Source organism: Bacillus sp. GbtcB10 (genome assembly GCF_019091365.1).
Taxonomy (GTDB): Bacteria; Bacillota; Bacilli; order Bacillales; family Bacillaceae; genus Bacillus; species Bacillus altitudinis.
Window position 1 is genome coordinate 511440 of sequence record NZ_JAGXJP010000001.1, and the last position, 24689, is coordinate 536128.

Annotated in this window: 32 protein-coding genes; 26 read left to right on the forward strand and 6 right to left on the reverse strand. The window is 40.1% G+C overall.

The genetic code is table 11. The features are described from left to right. The first annotated feature begins 17 nt into the window (after positions 1 to 17). Positions 18 to 194, forward strand: a complete 177-nt coding sequence (locus KVT11_RS02815; RefSeq protein ID WP_189337190.1) for a hypothetical protein — start codon at positions 18 to 20, stop codon at positions 192 to 194. 227 nt (positions 195 to 421) lie between these two features. Here KVT11_RS02815 and KVT11_RS02820 read toward each other — a convergent pair whose 3' ends face one another. The 3 genes from KVT11_RS02820 to KVT11_RS02830 form a co-directional block, all read right to left on the reverse strand. Then, a complete protein-coding gene (locus KVT11_RS02820; RefSeq protein ID WP_017367146.1) occupies positions 422 to 1699 on the reverse strand; it encodes an MFS transporter in 1278 nt (425 codons plus the stop codon). Positions 1700 to 1772: 73 nt separating this feature from the next. Further along, entirely contained in the window at positions 1773 to 2270 is a 498-nt protein-coding gene (locus KVT11_RS02825) for a L,D-transpeptidase family protein (protein ID WP_008348009.1), read from the reverse strand. A gap of 156 nt (positions 2271 to 2426) precedes the next feature. Continuing rightward, positions 2427 to 3284: a metallophosphoesterase gene (locus tag KVT11_RS02830; protein ID WP_057079815.1), complete on the reverse strand. Its 858-nt coding sequence runs from the start codon at positions 3282 to 3284 to the stop codon at positions 2427 to 2429. Between the two features lie 139 nt (positions 3285 to 3423). Between KVT11_RS02830 and fadH the strand changes: the two genes are divergently transcribed. From fadH to KVT11_RS02905, 15 genes are all read left to right on the forward strand, one after another. Next, positions 3424 to 4188, forward strand: coding sequence for a 2,4-dienoyl-CoA reductase (gene fadH, locus KVT11_RS02835; RefSeq protein ID WP_017367148.1), 765 nt, complete (start codon positions 3424 to 3426; stop codon positions 4186 to 4188). 64 nt (positions 4189 to 4252) lie between these two features. After that, on the forward strand, positions 4253 to 5473 hold the full coding sequence (locus KVT11_RS02840) for an EAL domain-containing protein (protein WP_116306790.1): 1221 nt from the start codon (positions 4253 to 4255) through the stop codon (positions 5471 to 5473). A 260-nt stretch (positions 5474 to 5733) separates the two neighbouring features. After that, positions 5734 to 6630: a manganese catalase family protein gene (locus tag KVT11_RS02845; protein ID WP_007498675.1), complete on the forward strand. Its 897-nt coding sequence runs from the start codon at positions 5734 to 5736 to the stop codon at positions 6628 to 6630. Between the two features lie 184 nt (positions 6631 to 6814). After that, on the forward strand, positions 6815 to 7057 hold the full coding sequence (locus KVT11_RS02850) for a YkuJ family protein (protein WP_003212254.1): 243 nt from the start codon (positions 6815 to 6817) through the stop codon (positions 7055 to 7057). A gap of 139 nt (positions 7058 to 7196) precedes the next feature. Then, positions 7197 to 7712 (forward strand): ribonuclease H-like YkuK family protein, encoded by a 516-nt coding sequence (locus KVT11_RS02855; RefSeq protein ID WP_008348001.1) that lies wholly within the window; start codon positions 7197 to 7199, stop codon positions 7710 to 7712. 149 nt (positions 7713 to 7861) lie between these two features. Then, positions 7862 to 8053 carry an antirepressor AbbA gene (gene abbA / locus KVT11_RS02860; protein WP_008347999.1) on the forward strand — a complete coding sequence of 64 codons (192 nt, stop codon included), beginning with the start codon at positions 7862 to 7864 and terminating at the stop codon, positions 8051 to 8053. Positions 8054 to 8199: 146 nt separating this feature from the next. Continuing rightward, complete coding sequence (cbpB, locus tag KVT11_RS02865; protein ID WP_007498671.1) at positions 8200 to 8643, forward strand: cyclic-di-AMP-binding protein CbpB; 444 nt, start codon at positions 8200 to 8202, stop codon at positions 8641 to 8643. Between the two features lie 96 nt (positions 8644 to 8739). Beyond that, positions 8740 to 9621: a transcriptional regulator CcpC gene (locus KVT11_RS02870; RefSeq protein ID WP_007498669.1), complete on the forward strand. Its 882-nt coding sequence runs from the start codon at positions 8740 to 8742 to the stop codon at positions 9619 to 9621. Positions 9622 to 9714: 93 nt separating this feature from the next. Then, positions 9715 to 10122, forward strand: a complete 408-nt coding sequence (locus tag KVT11_RS02875; protein WP_116306792.1) for a DUF4275 family protein — start codon at positions 9715 to 9717, stop codon at positions 10120 to 10122. Positions 10123 to 10312: 190 nt separating this feature from the next. Continuing rightward, entirely contained in the window at positions 10313 to 10789 is a 477-nt protein-coding gene (locus KVT11_RS02880) for a flavodoxin (RefSeq protein ID WP_017367153.1), read from the forward strand. Further along, positions 10779 to 11672, forward strand: coding sequence for a WD40/YVTN/BNR-like repeat-containing protein (locus tag KVT11_RS02885; RefSeq protein ID WP_008347991.1), 894 nt, complete (start codon positions 10779 to 10781; stop codon positions 11670 to 11672). Before KVT11_RS02880 ends, KVT11_RS02885 begins: the two co-directional genes overlap by 11 nt. Before the next feature lie 16 nt (positions 11673 to 11688). After that, positions 11689 to 12147: a flavodoxin gene (locus KVT11_RS02890; protein ID WP_116306795.1), complete on the forward strand. Its 459-nt coding sequence runs from the start codon at positions 11689 to 11691 to the stop codon at positions 12145 to 12147. A gap of 109 nt (positions 12148 to 12256) precedes the next feature. Further along, positions 12257 to 12967, forward strand: coding sequence for a 2,3,4,5-tetrahydropyridine-2,6-dicarboxylate N-acetyltransferase (gene dapD, locus KVT11_RS02895; RefSeq protein WP_008347987.1), 711 nt, complete (start codon positions 12257 to 12259; stop codon positions 12965 to 12967). Positions 12968 to 13001: 34 nt separating this feature from the next. Beyond that, the gene (locus KVT11_RS02900) at positions 13002 to 14180 is read left to right on the forward strand and encodes an N-acetyldiaminopimelate deacetylase (protein WP_060832294.1); all 1179 of its coding nucleotides are present in this window, start codon (positions 13002 to 13004) and stop codon (positions 14178 to 14180) included. 50 nt (positions 14181 to 14230) lie between these two features. Continuing rightward, entirely contained in the window at positions 14231 to 14473 is a 243-nt protein-coding gene (locus KVT11_RS02905; RefSeq protein WP_003211408.1) for a YkuS family protein, read from the forward strand. A gap of 24 nt (positions 14474 to 14497) precedes the next feature. Here the strand turns inward: KVT11_RS02905 and KVT11_RS02910 are convergent, their stop codons facing one another. Next, entirely contained in the window at positions 14498 to 15307 is an 810-nt protein-coding gene (locus KVT11_RS02910) for a mechanosensitive ion channel family protein (protein ID WP_210552423.1), read from the reverse strand. 271 nt (positions 15308 to 15578) lie between these two features. On the opposite strand from KVT11_RS02910, the gene ahpA reads away from it, so the two are divergent. The 3 genes from ahpA to KVT11_RS02925 all read left to right on the forward strand — a co-directional run bounded on the left by ahpA (position 15579) and on the right by KVT11_RS02925 (position 17918). Further along, entirely contained in the window at positions 15579 to 16121 is a 543-nt protein-coding gene (ahpA, locus tag KVT11_RS02915; RefSeq protein WP_007498654.1) for a biofilm-specific peroxidase AhpA, read from the forward strand. A 275-nt stretch (positions 16122 to 16396) separates the two neighbouring features. Beyond that, the gene (locus KVT11_RS02920) at positions 16397 to 16855 is read left to right on the forward strand and encodes a TlpA disulfide reductase family protein (RefSeq protein WP_008345174.1); all 459 of its coding nucleotides are present in this window, start codon (positions 16397 to 16399) and stop codon (positions 16853 to 16855) included. A gap of 481 nt (positions 16856 to 17336) precedes the next feature. Then, positions 17337 to 17918: a Rok-like winged helix domain-containing protein gene (locus KVT11_RS02925; RefSeq protein WP_007498648.1), complete on the forward strand. Its 582-nt coding sequence runs from the start codon at positions 17337 to 17339 to the stop codon at positions 17916 to 17918. A gap of 62 nt (positions 17919 to 17980) precedes the next feature. Here the strand turns inward: KVT11_RS02925 and KVT11_RS02930 are convergent, their stop codons facing one another. Next, entirely contained in the window at positions 17981 to 18898 is a 918-nt protein-coding gene (locus KVT11_RS02930) for a coiled-coil domain-containing protein (RefSeq protein ID WP_116306799.1), read from the reverse strand. 83 nt (positions 18899 to 18981) lie between these two features. Here KVT11_RS02930 and KVT11_RS02935 point away from each other — a divergent pair, with 83 nt between their 5' ends. The 6 genes from KVT11_RS02935 to moaD are packed head-to-tail and all read left to right on the forward strand — an operon-like array spanning position 18982 to position 23112. After that, positions 18982 to 19563 carry a molybdenum cofactor guanylyltransferase gene (locus tag KVT11_RS02935; protein ID WP_017359414.1) on the forward strand — a complete coding sequence of 194 codons (582 nt, stop codon included), beginning with the start codon at positions 18982 to 18984 and terminating at the stop codon, positions 19561 to 19563. A 29-nt stretch (positions 19564 to 19592) separates the two neighbouring features. Then, positions 19593 to 20609, forward strand: a complete 1017-nt coding sequence (locus KVT11_RS02940) for a MoeB/ThiF family adenylyltransferase (RefSeq protein ID WP_116306801.1) — start codon at positions 19593 to 19595, stop codon at positions 20607 to 20609. 9 nt (positions 20610 to 20618) lie between these two features. Next, complete coding sequence (locus KVT11_RS02945; protein WP_186365189.1) at positions 20619 to 21893, forward strand: molybdopterin molybdotransferase MoeA; 1275 nt, start codon at positions 20619 to 20621, stop codon at positions 21891 to 21893. After that, entirely contained in the window at positions 21875 to 22402 is a 528-nt protein-coding gene (gene mobB, locus KVT11_RS02950; RefSeq protein ID WP_017359411.1) for a molybdopterin-guanine dinucleotide biosynthesis protein B, read from the forward strand. Before KVT11_RS02945 ends, mobB begins: the two co-directional genes overlap by 19 nt. Further along, positions 22395 to 22886 (forward strand): molybdenum cofactor biosynthesis protein MoaE, encoded by a 492-nt coding sequence (locus KVT11_RS02955; protein WP_008345161.1) that lies wholly within the window; start codon positions 22395 to 22397, stop codon positions 22884 to 22886. The genes mobB and KVT11_RS02955 overlap by 8 nt, the downstream gene beginning before the upstream one ends. Then, positions 22879 to 23112, forward strand: coding sequence for a molybdopterin converting factor subunit 1 (gene moaD / locus KVT11_RS02960; RefSeq protein ID WP_008345159.1), 234 nt, complete (start codon positions 22879 to 22881; stop codon positions 23110 to 23112). Before KVT11_RS02955 ends, moaD begins: the two co-directional genes overlap by 8 nt. Before the next feature lie 47 nt (positions 23113 to 23159). On the opposite strand, the gene KVT11_RS02965 is transcribed toward moaD, so the two are convergent. Further along, complete coding sequence (locus tag KVT11_RS02965) at positions 23160 to 23537, reverse strand: Rok-like winged helix domain-containing protein (RefSeq protein WP_008345156.1); 378 nt, start codon at positions 23535 to 23537, stop codon at positions 23160 to 23162. Positions 23538 to 24055: 518 nt separating this feature from the next. Here KVT11_RS02965 and yknW point away from each other — a divergent pair. Then, entirely contained in the window at positions 24056 to 24688 is a 633-nt protein-coding gene (yknW, locus tag KVT11_RS02970) for a YknW family membrane protein (RefSeq protein WP_116306805.1), read from the forward strand. Position 24689 lies beyond the last annotated feature (1 nt).

The window sequence follows — 24689 nt, forward strand, 5'->3', positions numbered from 1 at the left end:
AGAAAGGACGGTTTAGATTGAAAGATATTTTAACGCCTTTATTGGTCGCTTTTGTCGTTGGAGGCATTGTGTACATGGTAGATGATCGGCCGATTCATCCTTTTCTTCTTTTTATCATCTTATTTATCAGCATTTATACAGTCGATAGAATCGTTCATTTTGCTTCGAATCATTTCCATGAGCAGAAAAAATAATCGTCGTTTATGTTACACCCATGAAAAAAGGACTTTCTATAGAAGAAAGTCCTTTCAGCGTGTAGACAAACCCTCGCAATCTTTGTCAGTCCTGCGTGCTGGTGCTCACGAATGTGAAATTCGCTCCGCGCCATTACTCGTCCTTCCTAGACTGCAAAGGTTTTCTATCACGCTGAAAAGAAGAAAAAGGGCTAAAATAATGTATATTTTAGCCCTTTTTGCTTCATCTATTGTACTCCTTGCCCTTTTAATTCACGCTGTACATCTAAGTCGGCAGCTTCTCTGCTGAACTTTGGCAGTGTAATGAAGTAAAAAAGGAAAACGAGTAAAATAATAATACCCATTCCGTAATAAATGTAAGAAACATTGGTGATGAGCTTTGGAAATAACACGGCAATTAAACCTAGCGTCATTGATTGTGCAAACATGGTGAGCGGATCAACCCACCCTGATACGCGTCCCATCAGACGAGGGTGAACAATTCTTGGGAGCCAGCCTCCAATGACAATGTTGACTGGACCAATACATGTACCAATGACAAATGATGTGACATAAAATAACCATAATGTATGGGTAGAACCAAGGACAAAAATTAAAATACCTGCAACTAGAATTGGAATCGACATGAGATATTGCATTTTTACCTTTTTCGCAAGAATAGAGCCAAGTAAGCTTCCAACTAGAAGTCCGGCACCAATCGCGATTGTAAAAAAGGATGTATGCAGTTCAAAATGGTCCGGTGAAAGACCGTATTTCATTGTAAACATCGGAAGAACGGCAAATGCGCCATTCACAAGACCGAAAACAAAAAAGCCGAAAATTAAAGAAGCCAATAATTTATTTTTTAAAATATAGAGAATGCCTTCTTTAAAATCTTTTAGAGACGTTTTAACGGTCATGCCTTTCCAGCCTGCTTGTCCATTTGGCTGTCGTGCTTCAATTGGAATATTGCATGATCGAATGAGAATACCAGAAACAATAAAACTGACCAAATCAATGGTAATGGCACCGTGAAGTCCAATCGTTTTATACATAATGGCACCAATTCCAACACCAAATACCATAAATAAACTAAACAGCATTTGATTTAAACCAGCCGCTTTTGCATATTGATCTTTATTTAAAATGGCCTGAACGAGAGAGGCTTCAGCTGGATAGAAGAACTTCGTAATGGCACTTCGTATAAACAAGATCAAGAAAATAAGCGGCAATGAATTAAAATAAATGACGATAAATAAAACGATCGTCAGCCCAGCTCGTATCCAATCACAATTCTCTGCGACTTTTTTACGATCAAAACGGTCTGCAACCACACCGACCATAAAAAAGACAAAGATCGTAGGCAGTGAATACATTAACTCTGCTAAAGTGGCGTAAGCGGGCTGATGACTAAAATGGTCGAGCAAATAAAAGGCAAACGCCATATTGCCTACTGTTGTCCCCATTTGCGAGGCAAGTGCTGCAAAAAAGAGACGAACAAAATTTCTGTTTTTAAAAATATCCATAAATACGCTCCTTAACCTGAAGATCCCACTTTCTATCATATAAAATTTTAACCATTCGTACAATTGATTTCTCCTACTGGCTAATGGTCACAGGTGTTCCATTTGGAACAATTGAAGCAAGTTCGATGACATTCTGATTGTACATGCGAATGCACCCTCTAGACACAGCTTTACCAATTGAAGACGGGTTATTCGTTCCATGGATGCCATAATGAACTTTTGAAAGGCTCAGCCAATAGGCGCCAAAGGGACCTCCTGGGTTTGGCTGTCTGTTGACAATATAATAAGAACCTGTCGGTGTCATGTTTAATATTCTGCCGGTTGCAATCGGGTATGAGCGCAAGAGCTGTGATCCAGAAAACAGTACGAGACGTTTCGCTGAAATTGACACAGATATGCGGTAAGGGATCGTGTTAGGATCCGGTAACCCAGGGATGATGATGACTTCATTTTGTTCTGGCTCGCGGGCTTGAAGTGACGGATTTGCAGCCTTTAAAGCATCTGTCGTTGTTCGAAAATCAAGTGCTATAGAAGCAAGTGTTTCTCCACTTTTTACCGTGTATCGCAGCACGAAAGGACACTCCTTTTACTCAAATAAAAGAAGCCGTGATCCCCGTCTCACATATACTATATGGACGGGATCAGGCCCAGTAAGGTTTCTCCTAACATTTGTCATGAGAATGATCTTTGTTTATACATATGCAGGAAAAGGTGATTTGGCTTCTCTTTACACGTAAGATGTTAAGGTGAAAAAGGTGATTTCAGGTTTGGCTAAAAACCGAAGCGGCAGTCTAGTTGTCCCAAGCCCGCGGTTGACATAGATACGGTGCTGATAGCTACCGTATAAGCCTTCGACATATGTACGCCCAAAAGGTGCTGTGAGAATCGGTCCATAGAAAGGAAGCTGTATTTGACCGCCATGCGTATGCCCAGAAAGCTGTAAGTTAATAGGTGTTGTTTCAAGCTCTAGTGCGGCATCAGGCTCATGCACAAGCAATAACGTAAAGAGATCAGAAGAGACTTCTCGTTTGATGAAATGGTAATCAGGCATACTCATCATGAGATCATCCAGTGTAGCGATCTGTATGCGTCCGCCTTCTTTTTCTAAGTGAAACACTTCATTTTTACATAATGTAAAACCGCAAGCTTTCATCGTTTCCTCATATAGATCAATGCCAAATGGTCCGTAGTCATGATTTCCGCATATGGCAAACTTTCCAAACGGAGCATCAAGCTTAGACAAAGAGGCTTTGGCTTTTTCATGTTCTTCAATCGATGCTTCAAAATCAACAAGGTCACCTGTAAACACAATGAGATCTGGAGATTCATCGTTGATCTTTTGGACAACAGTCTCTAAATCTTTTGCCGGAAATGTATCACTTAAATGAACATCACTAAATTGAGCAATTTTAAACTGGTTAAACGAAGCCGGTAGCTGAGCATCATGAATAGTGAGTGATACGGCGTCGATCATGCGCGGCTCAATGTACCGAGCATAGCCATAACCGGATGTGGTCGCCAAAAGTCCGAGAATACTCGCACCAGCTGCTCCTTTTAAAAACTGCCTGCGGGAAAGTTGCTTCATATAAGACTCCTTTAAAAATAAAATTAAGTATAGCATGATTTTTGATGAATCTCCTATATGGTGCATGGAGGGGAAATCATGATATGATAGACGAATAATGAATGAATAGTCATTCAAAATACACAAAGGGGGAGAACAAATGACGAAGCAAACAGTGATTGTCACAGGGGGATCAAGCGGAATGGGAAAGGCGATGGCGACTCATTTGGCACTCGGGGGCTGGAATGTTTTGATTACTGGAAGAACAGAAGAGACCCTTGAAACAACGGCAAATGAAATCAAACAGAAAGGTGGTTCGATCGCTTATTTTCAAATGGATGTGCGACATCCAGAAGATGCTGATCAAATGGTAAAGTTTGCGGTAGATACATTTGGTGATGTGGATGCACTTATTAATAACGCAGCAGGCAACTTTTTAGTTCCAGCAGAAAAACTGTCTCCTAACGGCTGGAAAGCGGTCATTGATATTGTGCTAAATGGCACCTTTTTTTGCAGCCATGCAGTGGGCAACTATTGGATTCGTCAAAAGAAAAGCGGAAGTATGATCAACATGGTCGCCACATATGCATGGGGGGCTGGTGTTGGTGTAGCGCATTCAGCAGCCGCAAAAGCAGGCGTACTGTCGCTTACCCGAACGCTTGCTGTGGAATGGGGAAAGCAATATCGCATTCGCGTAAATGCCATTGCGCCGGGGCCAATTGAAAGAACAGGTGGTGCTGATAAACTGTGGGAATCTGAAGAGGCTGCCCAAAGAACATTAGATAGTGTTCCGCTCGGTAGACTAGGCACACCAGAAGAAATTGCAGAACTTGCGAGTTTCTTATTATCTGAGCATGCATCTTATATGAATGGAGATTGTATCACGATGGATGGGGGGCAATGGCTCAACCAATCACCATTTTGAATGACCGTGTAAGACCTGCTTTTGATATGGTATAATCACACAAAGAGAGAAGCAGGTGATGAAAATGGTCGATCCATTGGATATTTTAACGAATATTGAAGATGTTTTCCCGCACTATCAAGCGATCTTCAGTGCGGAGGAACAAAAAGTGATAGGCTATGAGATTCTTGGAAGAATGAAGCTTGAGTCGGGAACAGTTAGTCTAGGCTCCTTCTTTACGGATTCATCTATTCCTGACGAATATAAATTGGAAGTAGATCAAAAAGTATTAAGTCAAGCACTTGATCTCTTCACGACCGCAGATGAAGATTTGCTCATCTTTATTAATCATGATGCGAATGTCCTCATGCTCGATCATGGCGAAAGTTTTTTAGAACTTTTAAAAGAATATGAAGCAAGGGGTATTCAGCTTAGCCGGTTTGTCATTGAAATTACTGAACATACGTTTAGCGGCGACATTGAACAGCTTTACCATACGTTAACGTATTATCGTACATATGGGATCAAAATCGCCGTATCTAATATAGGGAAAGAAAGCAGCAATCTTGACCGGATTGCTCTGCTTTCACCTGATCTATTAAAAATAGATCTACAAGCTTTAAGAGCTTCGTCTCCATCTCCTTCCTATGAATATGTGTTATACAGCATTTCACTTCTTGCAAGAAAAATAGGAGCGGCTTTAATCTATGAAGACATTGAAGCGAATTTTCAGCTGCAATATGCATGGAGAAATGGCGGAAGATATTTTCAAGGCTTCTACCTTCACGAGCCTGCGGCACAATTAATTGAGCGGAACAAACGAAAAGAGCGGCTTAAAGAAGAATTTCAACAATTCATTGCTCATGAGAAAAAGAAACTCCAAGCTGTCTATGAACATTCTGAAACCTTTTATAAGCGAATTCATCAAGCCGTCAGTACGTTAAAAAAATCATGCAGCACAAATGATGAACTTATACAAAAACTGGCACTTGAACTAACCGATTGTAGCTTTCGCATTTATATGTGTAATGAAGAAGGGTTTCAAATCACTGGGAATGTGTTTAAGAAAGAGAAAGAATGGCTGTTTCAGCCAGAGTATATAGAGAAAAACTGGAGCTGGCGCCCTTATTTTCTAGCGAATATTCTTCAAATGAGAATTAGCGGAAAAGGATTTTTCAGCGATATCTACAGTGATTTAGAAACTGGAGAACGAATACGAACGTTTTCTTATCCGTTAGAGGGAGACGTGTATTTGTTTGTAGATCTTCCGTATGCTTATCTATATGAGCAGGAAGGATTAATTTAAAAGCAGCCGTCATGGCTGTTTTTTTATTAGAAAAAAGATAGAAAAAATGGTTGACAATGAAACTGATAATCATTATCATTTAGTTATAGAGAGAAGCTACTCTCTGTTCCCCAACCCCTCTATCAGATCAAGATCCAAAAAACTTGGCGCTACCCCCGCCAAGTTTTTTTTGTGCGCCAATCATTCCCTTCATGCATAGGACATCCCAATTCATCCATACACCTTAAATGATGATAGTTAGACAGTAGGAGGGAAAAGTCATGATCAAACGTGACAAACGGCTGCTGATTGATTTACCAATGCCAGATCACCCAGATGCAAATGGTGCAGCGGCTGTGCAAGAATTACTCGGCGGAAAATTTGGTGAAATGTCCACATTAAACAACTACATGTTTCAATCGTTTAACTTTAGAGGGAAACGAAAGCTCAAACCATTTTATGATCTTGTATCAAGTATTACAGCTGAAGAATTCGGTCATGTAGAGCTTGTGACAACTGCAGTCAATCTCATGATTACGGGAACCACCCATGGGGGCGATCCAGATACGACCCCGATGAAAGCGGCTGTTGATAAACGAAATACGCAGCATTTTATCCAAACGGCACAAACAGGCTATCCGTTTGACTCCATGGCAAAGCCGTGGACAGGTGAGAATGTGTTCTCAAGTGGTAATCTGATTCTGGATCTTCTTCATAACTTCTTCCTAGAGTGCGGAGCTCGTACGCATAAAATGCGCGTATATGAAATGACGGATCACCCTACGGCAAGAGAAATGATCGGTTATTTACTTGTCAGAGGCGGCGTACATGTTGTGGCGTATGCAAAAGCCCTTGAGGTAGCGACAGGAGTAGATGTTGGGAAGATGCTGCCGATTCCAAATCTCGACAATAAATACTTTGATTCTGCAAGAAAGTTTGAAGATCAAAATGTTCATACAAAACTGTATACATTTAGTGACACGGATTATAAGGATATCAATCAAATTTGGAAAGGAAACCATCCGATTGATGGAAAGCCGCTGACAGTTATTGAGGGCACGCCAAAAGGTGCACCCGTGCCAGATTATAGAGATTTGCCGGAAGAGTTTGCTCCAGGTATTTCAAAAGAAGATTTTGACGAAATTGCAAAACGCCTGATGAGATCGGCCGGTTTATAAAAAACAAGATGCATGAGATAAGAAAAAAGACTCAAAATAAAAAAACAGATTCTTTTTCTTTTTTTGAATTCAAGAGGAAAAATATCATCTGAGAACACTTTATGGTATGATGCTTTGTAGGACTTGTGTATAATCAATACGGGTTCATCTTGAGTTGTTTTTTTGAAAGGAGTCTTTTTTTAGAATGTCACAATTAATGGGTATCATTACAAGGCTGCAAAGTCTTCAAGAGACAGCAGAAGCTGCAAACGAGCCGGCACAGCGTTATTTCGAAGTGAACGGTGAGAAAATCTGTAGTGTTAAGTATTTCGAAAAGAATCAAACGTTTGAATTGACTGTTTTTCAACAAGGGGATAAGCCAAACACTTTCCCATTTGACAACATTGATATGATTTCGATTGAGATTTTTGAGCTTCTACAATCCTAAGCTGAATCGTATGAAATGTTTTTTCTAAGAATTCCTTCGTTGATTGCGGAAGCATACACTTCATAGGTGATAAGCAAAAGGAAGATGATCATTCAGTGCAATATTCGGATAAGAGACCATTAAAAAGGAGTTCCTTTCTGTGAGTGATTCTTTTTTCTTTAATCTTTCTGAAGAGCATTTAGCGTTTTCTGATGTTGTCATGAGAATGAAAGACTTTATTCAAAAAGACCCGAGATCTGTTTATGTACTATCAATTGGTACGGACTCTCAGGTCAATCAGAATGTCACAACATTTATGACTGCAATTCATCTTCACCGGATCGGCAAAGGAGCTTGGGGCTGTCTCACGCAGCAAGTGTTGAATCGGCCTGTACAAAGTCTTAGAGAAAAAATTTCATTAGAGACAGCGTTTAGCCAAAAGGTATGTGCAGACATCCTTGAGGGACCTTTAACAGAACTGATGGATTTGCTTCTTCCGTTTGCTGAGGAAGGGGCAGACCTTCGTTTTGAAGTCCATCTAGATATTGGCAAAAAAGGAAGTACAAAAGAGCTGATCCAGGAAATGACCGGAATGATCACAGCCATGGGAATTGAAGCAAAAATAAAACCCGACTCATACGCAGCATTTTGCTACGCCAATCGATACACAAAATAAATTCCGTCATTTTTCTCCAAACGTTGTCGAAACGTGCGGTTGACGATTCGATTCTAGTTCCTTATTCTAGCTGTATAGAGAGGAAGCAGACATTCAAACGCCTGCTAATCAATATAAAAGCATATATGAAACAGGGGGCCTGATGTTGAATGAGCGTCATCGAAAATCGTTTTAATGAAGAAGAGAAAAAGCTATTATTAAACGTATTACTGAATCAGGAATATGCTGTCGAATTACTAAGCAGTGAGATCAATGATATAGAATGTGGAACAAAAAATGTCGACGACAATACGTATAAGAAATTGATCACATTGTATGACAGAGTAAGGTTTGAGAATTAATATCGATTGAACATTCTATTAGATACTCTACGCTGAGTATCTTTTTTATGCAGAAAAAAATCTTTCGACAAAATTCGTTTTAGTTTATGCTTAATGTTAAAGGGGAATGTATGATTGATGATTGAGAGAAAAGGGGTCGAAGAAACATGATAGAGATAGAACCGGCTCAATTACTTGAGTCAACAGTAGCTGAGCATATGATTGATGCAGATAAAGTGGCACACGTTCAAATTGGAAATAATCTTGAGCACGCCCTATTGGTCCTGACAAAAACAGGATATACAGCCATACCTGTTCTGGATGCTTCTTATCACCTTCATGGGTTAATTGGAACAAATATGATCATGGATAAAATCTTTGGCTTAGAACGAATTGAATTTGAAAAGCTCGACCAATTGAAGGTAGAAGAGGTCATGCTATCAGATATTCCAAGACTGAAAACGACGGATCCTGTTTTAAAAGGCGTTCACGCTGTGACGAATAATGGATTTGTTTGTGTGGAAAATGAAGAGCAAGTATTCGAAGGGATTTTCACTCGGCGTGTTGTATTAAAGCGCTTAAATGAAGTCATTCATTCCGCAAAAAAATGAGCTGCAGCCCAGCTTATTTTTTTTGCCTTCATAAGCTATTATTTATATAATGACTATATAAAATAAGAAAAACTTATCGAGAGAAGGAGGGCGCCCATGCAGCTTCAAGAGTTACATATGCTTGTTGTACTTAGTGAGGAATTGAATATGAGAAAGGCTTCAGAGCGGCTCTTTGTCTCTCAGCCTGCCTTATCTCAAAGGCTGCAAACGATTGAAAAAGAGTGGGGAACCAAAATCTTTTTTCGTTCACAAAAAGGCTTGACAGTCACTTCAGCTGGCGAACAGATTATTCAATTCGCCAAAGAGGTCACGACTGAGCAGGATCGAGTGCGAGAGAGAATTGACGAGCTTGAAGGAGACATTCACGGTACACTCAAGCTTGCAGTTGCGTCCATTATTGGTCAGCACTGGCTGCCAAAGGTGTTGAAGCGGTATGTCGAGAAATACCCAAATGCCAAAGTATCTCTCGTGACAGGCTGGAGCAGTGAGATGCTTAAAAGTCTGTATGAAGACCATGTCCACATCGGCATCATTCGCGGGAATCCTGATTGGAAGGGCACAAAGGAATACTTAATGACCGATCATTTATATTTAGTCGATTCTGTCATCAAGGACGTGGATGAGTTAATTGAGACAGAACGCCCGTTTATTCAATTTAAAAGTGATAGCACCTATTATCAAGAAATTCAGCACTGGTGGCATCAAAAGTTTAAAGTGTCGCCAAAACAGACGATTCTTGTGGACCAGATTGAGACATGTAAACAAATGGCCTATCACGGTATCGGCTACGCCATTTTGCCTTCGGTCACCCTATATGATCATGAGAAAAGCGTACACAAAACCCCGCTCGTAGACGCAAATGGAGAGCAAATCGGACGTGACACGTGGCTGTTAGGATATGAAGCCTCTTTTCAGTTAAAACAAGTTCAAGCATTTGTTGGTGTGGTGAAAGAAATGCTTGAAAGTGAGGCAGTGTAAGTACTTTTGGAAGAGGAGGTGCTTTTTTAGGATATTGGGTTTTTAATAGATTTACATGTTTCATACTGAAAAAGCAGAAAGCTGGAAGAAATGATGAGAAATCAACAAAAAAAGAAGATGGATATACCGAAGTGGGGAACTTATTTACGCGAGAGATGGCGTGGACGTTTTGCAAGTCATCTTTCTTTAGAAGAACAAAAAGAGATTGGGATGGATGGCTTCCTATGGCACTTATGTAGCTGGGGAAAAGTTGAATGCCTTGAAAAAGAGGCAGCGATCAACGCCTTTCATCAGCAATCAAAGCATACATGTACTCTTTTTTATCAATTTGCTCAAGAAGCGTATCTGTTTGAAAACGCCGCTGACCTGTCAGTAAAGGAATTTCCGTATACAGACGGACACATGGACTATAGTGATCTGTATGTCATGGATTGGGAAGAAAATTGGACATTTGTGATGACGCACGAAACCGATTGCGGTCCATATTTTATTCAGAAATAAAAAAACGAGTGACATAGGGTCACGATCAATTAGAGCCGCCTTCCAATTGGAATGAGCGGTTTTTTGATGTACGTCATGTGTATTTTGAACAGCACCTTTTCATAAAACATTTGACAATGAAAATCATTATCATTTAAAGTGTACATATAATAATTGAAAATGATTATCATTTAGATGAGGTGACCAATAGATGAAAGCACTAATTGCATTTGCGAGTATGTCTGGCAATACGGAAGATATGGCAGCGATCTTAAAACAAACGCTTGAAGGAAAAGGGATAGAGACAGAGATGATGGAATTTGACGACACAAGCGCAGAAGATCTTTCTTCATACGATTATGTCATGATCGGCTCTTACACATGGGGTGACGGTGATTTACCTTATGAAGCTGAAGATTTTTATGAAGAGGTCTCATCCCTTGAACTTTCTCACATCAAAGCGGCGGTATTTGGATCAGGCGATTACAGTTATCCGAAGTTTTGCGAGGCTGTTCATACCTTTCATGACATGCTGAAATCGACAGGTGCATCCGTATTTCCTGAAACATTGAAAATGGAACTTGCGCCAGATACAGATGAAGATGTGGCGTGCTGTGAGGAGTTTGCAACGAGCTTTTTAACGTGGGCATCATTGTCTGAGAAAAGAGTTGAAAATCATGTTTCATAAAGGTGCGACAGCTGTTGCTGCGTCTAAAAGTGGCGGTTACTTTGTTGCTGTCAAACGAGAAGGTATTTTCCATTACAGTGTAGAGGGCGGATGGCAGCAGCTTTTTAAGCTCAAGCATAAAATCCACGCTATCAGTTATATTGGTCCGTATTTGTTCGGAGTTGGTGAAAATGGAACTGTCATACGATCAGGAGATGAGGGCCATACGTGGGCGCTATCATCTTTTCCGACAAATGCAGTTGTTTGGTCTATTACAGGACGCAAAGATGGGTTTGTATGCGCACATGGAAAGCATAGTATTTATGTGTCAACCGATTTCGGAATTTCCTGGGAAATTATGAAGCCATTTGCTCATGTAAATCAGCCCCCTGTGATTCGCTCATTATGTGTAGCCGGTGATTATCTTTATATTGGAACACAGATTCATGAGGTGCATGGAGGAATATGGGTGTATGACTTGCAAAGTGAACAGATTTTTCTCCTAAACAGAGAAGAGCACCGAATGACTGCTTCTATGTTGCTTTGCGGGGAACACCTCCTTGTCTGTGCGATGGGCTCTAAAAAAGGGAAAAGAGGATCTGTTCAAATTTTAGACTTACATACAAATATGCTGCATGATATTCAATCACAAGCTTTTGCGCGAGAGGAATCATTTTTGGATGTGTCAGAGGATAACGGCATTGTGTACGTGACCACCTCACAGGACGAGCATGGATTTTCTAAGGTGTATCAGCTTGATATAGAGCAAAAAGAGCTCAAGTGGTTTGATACGATCAAAGGGCATGGTTTTCGTGTCGCCAATCAAAAGGAGAATTTTTTCTGTGCGGGTTTATATGAAAGTAAGTTTGTCAGGCCTTATGAGGAACCTGCACTGATTCATTAATAAGGAGGAAGAAAAAGTGACGAAAAAAGTTTTATTGGTGTATGCCACAATGTCAGGAAATACAGAAGCAATGGCTGATTTAATCGAAAAAGGGTTAAAGGAAGCTGGGGCTAGCGTGGACCGGCATGAAGCGATGGATATTGATGCTGAACTTCTTCATGATTACTCGCACATTCTGTTAGGTGCATATACTTGGGGAGATGGTGATCTTCCAGATGATTTTATTGATCTATATGAGGAAATGGAAGAGCTTGATTTGACGGGTAAAGCATTTGCTGTATTCGGTTCTGGAGATACATCTTATGAACATTTTTGTGGAGCTGTGGATTTAATTGAAGAAAAAGTGAAGGAGCTGGGCGGTGATATCGTCCTGCCATCCATCAAAATTGAGCTGAATCCAGAAGGAATCGAGGAAGAGGAATTGATTTCTTTTGGTAGACAATTTGTTCATCTTCACCAGCAAGAAGCGGGATAAAGAGGCCCGCTTGTTTTATTTGCCAAGGCGCAGACGATTCTTTCACTTGTCATTAAAACTCTCCTTTGGTACAGTAATGAAGTATAAATTAAGAGGAGGACATACATACATGAAACAAATGGACGCTAATGAAATTATTTCATTTATTCAAAATAGTACAAAATCAACACCTGTGAAAGTCTACATTAAAGGGGACTTAGAAGGTATTGAATTTGGTGAACATGCAAAAACATTTATCACAGGTAACACTGGTGTTGTCTTCGGTGAGTGGAGCGAAATTCAAGAAGCTCTAGCATCAAACAAAGACAAAATTGAAGATGTTGTCGTGGAAAATGACCGTCGTAACTCTGCGATTCCTATGTTGGATTTGAAAAACATCAAAGCACGTATTGAGCCAGGTGCAATCATTCGTGATCAAGTGGAAATTGGCGATAATGCAGTCATCATGATGGGTGCTTCCATTAATATCGGTTCAGTCATCGGTGAAGGTACGATGATTGATATGAACGTTGTTCTTGGCGGCCGTGCGACAGTAGGTAAGAACTGTCATATCGGTGCGGGATCTGTTCTTGCAGGTGTCATTGAGCCGCCTTCTGCTAAGCCAGTTGTAGTAGAAGATGATGTTGTCATTGGTGCAAACGCTGTTGTTTTAGAAGGTGTGACAATTGGGAAAGGTGCGGTTGTAGCAGCTGGAGCGATCGTTGTGAACGATGTCGAGCCTTACACGGTTGTAGCAGGTACACCTGCAAAGAAAATTAAAGACATTGATGAAAAAACAAAAGGTAAAACTGAAATCAAACAAGAACTGCGTCAGCTTTAATTGACACAATTCGCAGCTGAAGACATAGACGTGGATGATATATCCACGTCTTATTCGTATAGAGGAAAGGAAGCGAGTTCACTTGTTAAATCGTGAGCAATTAATATCCATTCGAAGAGATTTGCACCAAATTCCTGAGCTTGGTTTTAAGGAATTTAAAACACAAGCTTACCTCATCAAGCATCTCGAATCGTACCCAACAGATCGAATTGAGATGGAAACATGGCGGACTGGACTTTTTGTGAAAGTAAAAGGGACAAATCCTGCGCGTGTCTTTGCGTATCGTGCAGATATGGACGGATTATCTATCCCTGAAGAAACGGGCTACCCATTTCAATCGGTACATGAAGGCTACATGCATGCATGTGGACATGATCTTCATATGACCATTGCTCTTGGTATCATTGATCATTTCGTGCATCAGCCAATCAAAGAAGATCTGCTATTTATTTTCCAACCGGCAGAAGAAGGACCAGGCGGAGCTGAACCAATGCTTACAAGTGATGTTCTAAAAAAGTGGACGCCAGACTTTATTACAGCGCTGCATATTGCACCTGAATATCCAGTCGGCACGATTGCAACAAAGCCGGGCCTATTATTTGCTAATACGAGTGAGCTTGTGATCGATCTTGAAGGAAAAGGCGGGCATGCCGCATACCCTCATTTAGCAAATGATATGGTGGTGGCTGCAAGTGCACTAGTAGGGCAGCTGCAATCGGTGATTTCACGAAATGTGGACCCTCTTGATAGTGCCGTCATTACAGTTGGCACGATTACAGGTGGCACTGCTCAAAATATCATTGCGCAGCATGCAAAGCTTGATGGAACCATTCGCACGCTCTCGCCAGAGTCTATGGAAAAGGTGAGAAAACGAATTGAAGCACTTGCAAAGGGAATTGAAATTGGCTATGAATGCAAGGTGACAGTTCGATACCCTTCATCTTATTACGAAGTGGACAATTCAAAGGATTTGACAGAAGAATTTATGTCATATGTAGCCGAAGAAGGTCTTGCGAACGTCATTGAATGCAGAGAAGCGATGACAGGAGAAGATTTCGGCTACATGCTGAAAAAATACCCTGGGTTCATGTTTTGGCTAGGGGTAGATTCAGAATATGGTCTGCACCATGCAAAACTCACGCCTGACGAAAATGCGATTGAAACAGCTGTGAACGTCATGACGGCTTATTTTAAAAAGCAAGCAGGTGAATGAATAATCAAATGGTCTCCTGTACACCTTATGAACAGGAGGTGTTCTTGATTATGACAAGAATTGGTGTAGAACCATCTTTATCCGATGTAGAAGAACTTTTGAAGCAAAAAGGGTATGATGTCGTACGTATTCAAAATGAACAGCAAATGGATCAGTGTGACTGTTATGTGGTCACAGGGTTAGATTCAAATGTTCTTGGCATTTCAGACACAACGACAAAGGCATCTGTCATTACAGCGTCAGGTATGACGGCTGATGAAATTTGTCAAGAAGTAGAACAGCGTGTTCAATAAAACTAACAAAAAAGAACCAGGATATTATGATCCTGGTTCTTTTTGCTCTTTGGCTAGATCGAGTGCTTCTTTCATTTTTTTGCGTAGAATTCGTTCGACACGCCACTGCTCCATCGTTTCAGTTTTTGCAATGATGCGAAGGACGAGGGATGAGGAGCCAAATGATTCCACTCCAACGACTTGAGGACCTTCGATGATTTGCGGCATGCTCTCACGAACTTCATCACAGGCTACTTGCAAAGTGGTGATCATCTGATCCACATTTTCATCTGGGGATAATTCGATATCAACGAGTGCCTGCATCGTCCCTCGTGAATGATTGCTTACATTCAATATACTTCGGTTCGGAATGAAATGAAGAGTGCCATCAAAGCTTCTAAGCTGTGTTGTTCTCAGTCCAATTTGTTCAACGATCCCATCGAAACCAGCAACCGTTATATACTCGCCGACATCAAATTGTTTTTCCAGCAGTATGAAGAAGCCTGTCACAATATCACTCACTAATCCCTGAGCGCCAAATCCAATGGCAAGTCCTACAACACCTGCGCCGGCCAATAAGGCGGTTGGGTTATAATGAAATAAGTCGAGGATCATCACAACTAGAATAAAAATTAGCAAGTAGGCGAAAATATTTAAGGTAAGACTTTGCAGCGTTTGAGCTCGTGATAAAGAGACATCGTGCTTCTCAGAGAATGCTGAATAGGCACGCTTAATCATCTTATTTCCAATCGCTCTGATGATAAAATAAATCACAAAAATAGCAATGAGTTTTAGCAAAATCATACTGATATTCATGATGATGGAAACCCAATCTACTTGTTCAAGTGCTTTCATGATCTTCAAAACCTTTCTATGTATGTGCGAAATGAGAAGCTAATCATTTGTTCCCTTAAGCAAGTCATGTTAAACTTTTAATAGTTGGAGCGAGAGATTGTGACAAATCGTTAATTAAATTTATTATTAATTAATATTGACTAAAAATCGCTTAAGTATTATAATTATATTTGTGAAGTTATTAACTAAATGAGAATTCAACCTATTGATTCTCATTTTATATACAGCTAAGAAGTCTGTATAAAGATATTATTTTTGGAGGGATTTACATATGGCAGAGCGTTTTGTAGGAAAACAAGCTCCACGTTTTGAAATGGAAGCAGTACTTGCTAATAAGGAATTTGGTAAAGTGAGTTTAGAGGAAAACATCAAGAATGACAAATGGACAGTTCTTTTCTTCTATCCAATGGATTTCACTTTTGTTTGTCCAACTGAAATTACAGCAATGAGCGATCGTTATGATGAGTTTGAAGATTTAGATGCAGAAATCATCGGTGTATCTACTGATACAATCCATACGCATCTTGCTTGGATCAACACAGATCGTAAAGACAATGGTCTTGGTGAATTAAAATATCCACTAGCTGCTGACACAAACCACACAGTATCTAGAGAATACGGTGTTTTAATTGAAGAAGAAGGAATTGCACTTCGTGGTCTATTCATCATTAACCCAGAAGGCGAACTTCAATATCAAACAGTATTCCACAACAATATCGGTCGTGATGTAGATGAGACACTACGTGTTCTTCAAGCATTACAAACTGGTGGACTTTGCCCAGCGAACTGGAAACCTGGTCAAAAAACACTTTAATTGATAGTTGAAGAAACAGTCTAACGGGTGTTAGACCTTCAGATTGTTGACAAAGGGCTAAAATGAACTTGATTTTAGCCCTTTGTCTTCTTTTCAGCGTGATAGAAAACCTTTGAAGTCTAGGAAGAACGAGTACTGGCGCGAAGCGAATGTGACATTCGTGAGTACCAGCACGCAGGACCGAAAAAGAATGCGAGGGTTTGTCTACATGCTGGGGTCTAACTGATGTTAGACTTTTTTGTTTCGAGACATACAATGGATGGAGGCGCTTCAAAATGAAATTACGTCAACCAATGCCGGAACTAACTGGTGCAAAAGAATGGTTAAATGGAGAAGTAACAAGAGAAGAATTAATTGGTGATAAACCAACATTGATCCACTTCTGGTCAGTTAGCTGTCACCTTTGTAAAGAGGCGATGCCGCAAGTGAACCAATTCCGTGATGAATACAAAGATCAACTAAACGTGATCGCAGTTCACATGCCACGTTCAGAGGATGACCTTGATCTAGAAAAAATCAAAGAGGTTGCAAATGAGCATGAAATCACACAGCCAATCTTTGTAGACAGCGACCATAAATTAACAGAAGCATTTGAGAACGAATATGTACCAGCTTACTATGTATTCGATAAAACAGGTGCTTTACGCCACTTCCAAGCTGGCGGAAGCGGTATGAAAATGCTTGAAAAACGTGTCAATCGAGTTCTTTCTGAGTCTGAAAAGGCTGCAGAATAGGCTTTCCCCCCATGAATGGGGGTTTTTTCATGGGGAAAAATAGGAGACATATTGCACTGGATGAATATGATTGTAGGTGGAATGCCTAAGAAAAGAGAAAATGAGGGATTTCATTAAAAAAATTTCCTAAAATAAAAAGGTATTACGACCTATTTACATTTTTATTTTGAAATGAAAATGTAAAGATTTTAACTTTTTACTATTCAGAACGTTTTTGCACAAAAGAAATTTCAGTTTGGTAAATAACTATATAAATCAAGTAGTATAAGCATTTATTCAAAATTTTTACAATATTTTAAAGGTGGTCAAAAGCCTATAGTGGCAATGAAATGGGTGCCGATTTTTCTTCTTTGGCAAAATTTTAGTTGGAAATACCTATCTGATAGCAAACTGTAAAATGATAAAAAAATAGTTGATAAAATTAGTTTTCTAATCTAATATTTACTATAGAATATTTTTTATATGATGAGGGGGAAATCCATTGTTTAATGAGAGGGAAGCGTTACGTTTACGATTGGAACAATTAAATGAAGCAGAAGTAAAGGTCATCCGTGAATATCAAATTGAACGAGATGCGATTTACGCAAAACTAAGAGAATTAGACCGTCAAGGTACAGGTCTCGTCACAGATACAAAAAAAGAAGTACGTACAGAGAGAAAAACAGATTCACTGCCTGTATTAGCTGAGCTGGCTGCACAAGAAATGAGAAGCTACAATCAGCCTGCGCAAACGCAGTCAAACGTTACATCATCTTTAGGAACAGGTCAGCTAAATGGTGCACCTGTAGGTATTCCTGAAGGATCTACAAGACGCAGAAGAGGCACAGCTAGACCTGGATCAAAGGCAGCTAAGCTTCGTGAAGCTGCAATCAAAACATTAAAGCGTCATAATGCGGCGATTAAAAGCTCTGAACTTCAAAAAGAGATTGAAAAAGAGAGCGGTCTTGAAATTCCAAATATGACAACGTTTATGCAAAGCTTAATTAAAATGTACCCAGAAGTGAAGAAACCTTATCGCGGACAGTATATTTTAGAAGGCGACATTCAAACAGAAGACGAATAAATAAAAAAGAAACTGCTGGGCGTAAATGCCAGCAGTTTTTTCTTGCGTACGTGATGAATGGATCACTTTTTTTGATCAACTGTATAGACAATCTTTCGTTCTTTGGGCATGTTGTCGCGCTGTTTTTTAAATCCATCGATCTTCACTGTCATGACCTCTCCACTCCGCTGCACAGCATCAACTTTTGCCTGGAGCGTTTCTACTTGTTCGTTTAGTTTCTTCAAAATCGGTCCTATTTCTTCGGTTGTTTGCAAAATAGGGTCTTGTGAGAACGGCTCGGCATTTGTTTGGGGTGACTGGTCGATATCAGCAAAATGAGAAGCGATCCATTCCTCGCTTTCGGCTAACTGTTTTTGGTAGCTCGTGAGCGTTTCATAAAAAATGGCTTCTTTTGCTTTTTCGATTTGCAGTAATTTTTCTTGTGTTTCATAAAAACGCTCCTGTAGATGCCGGACGCCTTCTTGTAATAAATGAAGCTCTGCGTTTTTATCGCCTAGAGTTTGCTGCAGTTTTTCAATCACAGCGGATAAAGTATTTCCTTTTTTCTCCTCTTTTGCAAGCTGTTTATCTTGGGCTAGTAATCGCTCCTGTAGTTGCTGAGACATTTCCTTATATTTTACAACCTTCAAATGCAATCGGTGCTTTTCCTCTGTTTCTTTTCGTCTATGATAGGTTTCCTTTTGCAGCATTTCATGAAGAAGGACGATTTTATGTAATAATTCCGATTTGCTATAAGAGAGATCCTGTATTTTAGATGATGCTTCGTCTTGGTCAATGGTCATTTCATCCAATTGCTGTTTTAATTGAGTGAAATCCTTTTTCATCTCATGATATTCTTGAGATAGCTTCTTGTTTTTAGCATAGGTATACGTGGACTGTAAATCTGAAATCATCTGTTGATATTTGGCCGTTTCAGCTTTTAAAAATAGATTTTCTTGAGACAGATCATGGAATAGGGGAGAAGCATGGCGCCGGTTCATAGGTAGACCCTCCTTATTCATGTTATCAATAAAGTATGCGAAATGAGTGCGATTAGAACAACCATATCAAAGGGGATGAGATGATGAGAATAGTGAATGTGATACTAGCCGGAGGTGCTTCTAGGCGTTTTGGAGAGCCAAAGGCAAGTCATGTCTATCAGGGGAAACCACTATATGAACATGTGAAAGAGCAACTTTTGAAAGGGGAAACCGTCATCATCAGTCACCCTAAGCTTCTGCCTTTTTTCAAAGCAAGAGGGGAACAAGCTGTTTGGTTAGATGATGAACAGGTGCGTGGGTATGGCCCGCTTGCAGGTATATATACCGCTATGCAAAAGCAAGAAGCAGAGTGGTATTTAGTGACGGCATGTGATATGCCATTCATACGAAAAGAGACAGCCGTCGCTTTATCTTCTTATTGCCATAAGCATGTAGATGCTGTGGTTCCGATGGTGCAGGGAAGATTACAGCCGTTATTTGCGCTTTATCACCGCCGCAGTCTTCCGTTTATTTCTGCGTGTTTAAAAGAGAATCAATTAGCTATCAAAGACTTATTACAAAAACTTCACGTCCAGGTTGTTCCAGCCGACGAACTGAACGTGGCACCAAATGAATTTCATAATATCAATAAAAGAAGCGATTTACCTGAAAACGGTATGATATGATACATAAAAACGAGAAGGAGAGAACAATATTGAACGAGCGATATTCAAGGCAAATCTTGTTCCCTCCGGTAGGCGAAAAAGGGCAGTCTGCACTTGCCGAAAGTCATGTCCTTATTGTTGGAGCGGGTGCACTTGGAACAGCATCTGCTGAAGGGCTTGTCCGATCTGGAATTGGTACTTTGACGATTGTAGATCGTGATTATGTCGAATTCTCAAATTTACAGCGGCAGCAGCTGTACACTGAACACGATGCAAAGATGCATGTGCCAAAAGCGGCAGCAGCTAAAAAACGTCTCCAAGAGATCAACCATGAAGTGACCATTCACGCTCTTATTGAAGATGCAGGAGTAGAGCTGTTAAGACCTTTATTCCGAAAAGCAAATATCGTCATTGATGCGACTGATAATTTTGAGACAAGAATGGTGATGAATGACTTATCATTAGAAACAAATACGCCTTGGATTTACGGTGCCTGTGTGAGCAGTCAGGGAATGTATATGACCATTTTGCCAGGCAAAACACCTTGCTTATCATGTGTATTTACCTCAGTGCCTGTTGGGGGTTTGACATGTGATACAGCTGGTATTATTTCTCCGGCTGTCCAAATGGTGTCGGCTTATCAGCAAACAGAGGCATTAAAATATTTAACAGGGCATGAAGAGCAAATGGAGCGAAAGTTTGTCACGTTTGATTTGTGGCAGCCGTCTTCGTTTAAAATGGATGTATCTCGTACGAAGCAGGAAAGTTGTCCATCTTGCGGCACAAATAGAACGTATCCATATTTACAGGAACAGCGCAAAAAAACAGCGATTCTTTGCGGGCGAGACACCGTTCAAATCATATCGAAGGATTTAGAAAACCTTTCATTTCAGCATGTAAAAGAGCGTCTGTCATCTATTTGTGAGGTGGAAGTGAACGATTTTTTAATTCATATACGCTATGAAAGACACCGTATCGTTTGTTTTAAAGGAGGACGTGTATTAATCCATGGGACAAATGATGAAAAAGTAGCCAATTCATTACTAGCAAGACTGCTAGGCATATAGGAGTGAGAAGTGATGGAAAGACGACAGCCAATTCCAGTAGAAGAGGCAGTAAAGAAAGTCCACCAATTTCAAAAACATGGACAAGTCGAATGGGTTCCTTTAAAGAACAGCCTTGGAAGATGGATTGCAGAGGATATTTTAGCAGATCACGATGTTCCTGCCTTTGATCGTTCTCCGTATGATGGTTTTGCACTTCGAGCAGAAGATACAAAGGAAGCATCGAGCGAGCATCCGATTGAATTTGAGGTCATTGATCATATAGGGGCAGGTATTGTTTCTGCAAAAACGATCGGTCCTTTTCAAGCGATTCGCATCATGACAGGAGCGAAGATTCCAAAAGGAGCAAATGTTGTGATCATGCTCGAATTGACGAAAACGTTTGAAAAAGACGGTAAATCAATGATGTCACTTAAAAGACCGCTGAAAAAGGGGGACAATATTTCTCGGCAAGGAGAAGAGACCCTCAAAGGGAACGTCATGATCAAAAAAGGCTCAAAAGTTACCCCAGGCGTGACGGCGATATTGGCAACGTTCGGGTATGCGGTTGTGCCAGTCGTCAAAAAACCGGTGATCGGTATCATCTCAACAGGTACCGAGCTCCTACAAGTAAGTGATGCCATGGTGGACGGTAAAATTAGAAATAGTAACCTAAGCATGGTATACGCTCAGGTTCTTGAAGCTGGAGGAGAACCGCTTGATTTAGGCGGTGTATCCGATGATTTTGATCAAAGCTATGAAGCCGTAAAAGCAGCCTTAAGCAAAGTTGATATGCTCATCACAACAGGTGGTGTATCGGTAGGTGATTTTGACTTTTTACCTGCTATTTATGAAAAACTAGGTGCAGAGGTGTTGTTTAATAAAGTCGCCATGAGACCTGGAAGTGTGACGACCGTTGCTGCGTTGTCAAATGGTCAATTGCTTTATGGGCTGTCAGGAAATCCGGCTGCCTGTTTTGTTGGCTTTGAACTATTTGTCAAACCGATCATTTATAAATGGTGTTTGAAAGAAAATCCATTTCCCGTTTTTGCTGAGGCGAAGCTGACACATGATTTTCCAAAAGCCAATCCATTCACACGATTTGTTAGAGCATCACTTGATTTCGCTGGCAGCCAGCTGAGTGTGACGCCAACCGGTCTTGATAAATCTAGTGCGGTGACATCTATTGCTCATGCTGATTGTTTCATTGTTTTGCCTGGAGGAACAAGAGGGTTTTGTGCAGGTGACCAGGTCAGCGTTCTGCTATTTCACCACGAAGGCGGTGCTCCATGTTGGATGACAAATTAAACATTCTACAAGTCGTGGGCTATCAAAATAGTGGTAAAACGACGCTGATCGAAAAATTATGTCAGCTGGCGGATGAAGAAGAAATGCAGCTAGGCTGCTTCAAACATCACGGACATGGCGGAAAGCCAGACCGTCTGTTCAAACAAAAAGATACGGATCGATATGTTCAAGCGGGTGCATTTGCCTCAGGTGTGGAGGGAGAAGGTGAATGTCACTTTTTCATACGGCACATGACATTCACACAACTAATCAACATGTGTCAGCATCTTCCTTTAGATGCCGTCTTGATCGAAGGATACAAACAAGCGCCTTACCGCAAAATCCTGTGTGTCAAAGACGAACAGGAACTCATTGATCTTTCGACACTTTCTCATATACAAGCAGCCATTTATTTCGATAAAGAAATACAATTCACTGAGAAATACCCGTTTCCTGTGTTTTCAGCATTTGACAAGCGCGGGATCACATTTGCTTTTAATTTATTGAAGGGGGAAGCCTCGTATGAATGAACTTTTTAAGATCACAAAAGAGCCGATTGATGTGAATGAATTGATTCAGCATGTCACAAGACGCAAAGCGGGAGCCATTACGACATTCATAGGCACGGTAAGAGAATGGACAAATGGCAAAAAAACGCTGCGTTTAACATATGAAGCATACATACCAATGGCGGAAAATATGTTGAGTCAAATTGGACAAGAAATTAAAAAACGCTGGCCCGATACAGAAGCTGCTATTGTGCATCGTATTGGCACTCTTGAGATATGTGACATTGCAGTGGCAATAGCTGTTTCATCACCTCATCGGAAAGCTGCATACGAAGCCAATGAATATGCGATTGAACGAATAAAGGAAATAGTTCCTATTTGGAAAAAGGAATACTGGGAAGATGGAGAGGCTTGGATAGGTGATCAGCTTGAAACCGTTTCATACCCGGAAGGAAAACCTAGTACTCTCCAACTTAACGAGAAAGAAGGGAAGCGGCATGATTAGCGTATTATTGTTCGCCGGCCTTGCTGAGAAGGCCGGTAAACAACAAATCATCATTCAAAAAGATCAAACAACGGTTGATGAGATTAAAATAGAATTACAGGAGGTATATGGTGTTGATACTGCACAAAACGTGATGGTTGCAGTCAACGAAATATATACGAGGGGAAATGCTGAAGTGCGTAGCGGGGACACTGTTGCACTCATTCCTCCTGTAAGTGGTGGATAATAGATATTAGAGGATTTGGTTATGGCCAGCGGCTGTAACCAATTTTTTTATGTGTGAAAAGATTGTAGAGGTACTTGGGTATGATCTTCGTAAATAAAACATCCCCGGCGTGCTTTAGAAATGTGAGGATCGAGCTGTTGAATGAGATCATACAATTCGCTGATTCGTCTCACATTGAAATCTGTTTGAGCTTGAAGCTGTTCTTTTAGTTCTTTTGTGCTCACGATGCTTCCCTTTTTTTCTTTAATAATATCTACACACCTTGCTGCGTAGTATATTTTGTCATTAGAAGGTCTGCTCTCTTTCATATCAAGTAATTTGAGCTCATGATAAATCAGTTCTCTTTCCTTTCGAAAGTATTGCCATGCTTCTTGTTCCTTTTCATAAAGTAAAATCAATTGCATTTTCAATTTTTCTCTTAACATTCACTTGACTCCATTTCCACTATCATTTAACCTACCTCTATTTTACATTATATGAAAAAATAACATTTGATCAAGTAAAATCCTTTTATTTTTATTTTTTTAATATGAAAGTATTGATACTAAAGGCTCATCTGTTCTATAAAAGGCGCTAAACATAGTCCTATAAAGCCGGGATTCATTGAAATTACTAGGAATATTTTAACAAAAAATTGTTGTGTCTAACTGAGACCATCTGAATCCAAAGGAAAAGGATATTTATTCCGAAAGACATGTTGTTTACTTCATAAACTGTTTTTCAGTCAGTAAAATCATGATTTTTTCATATGAATATGGTCGGATCAAGGTATCATTTGAAGGATGTCGTTCATGAAAATAGAATAATAGATTCAATCCTATCACTATGAAAATAAGAAAATCAAATGATCTATCACTTATTGGCAATCTTTTGATAAAATAGAAACAACAAGAGTATGAAAAAACGATTCCATACTTACAGCACATGGAGAGGATGACCTTTGATGAAAGAAACAACTCAAAAACCCACAATAATAGGCGTAAGCACAAGACCATCAGAGCATTTAAAAAGAGTGTGGGAGCAGCCATTCGTTTGGTGGCCTTTATCATGTGTGCTTGTATTAACAGTTGTTGTCACTTATTTGTCTCAGCTAGTGAATGAAGGATTGTGGGCAGATTTAATTTTACCAATCCCTTTCGTTTATGTGATCACGCTCATTGGTCTGGTCATTGGGATTGTCATTAATACTGCCGTATACAAGTTCATCGTCTTTTTAGCAAAAGGTGATGCAACGTTTCAGCAGCTATTTTCAGGTGTACTGTATATCACGCCTATTACGATCATTGGTACGATTATTTCTCATTTGGCGATCATTTTTTTTCATGTGCCAAAAGATATCACGGTTACCTCATTAAACGCATTCATTCGAATGTCTGGTCCATGGCATGCTGTGTTAGGAAATATTGACCTTTTTGTGATCTGGAATCTTGTTTTAACAGGCTTTTTATTGATCAAGGTCGGCCGCACTTCGCCAAGAATATCTTGGATTATTGTGAGTGTCTTTTATGTATTATCTTTAATTTTTCAATATGTAGGAACCACAATCACCATTAACATGTCATTAAGCTGGGGGTAGA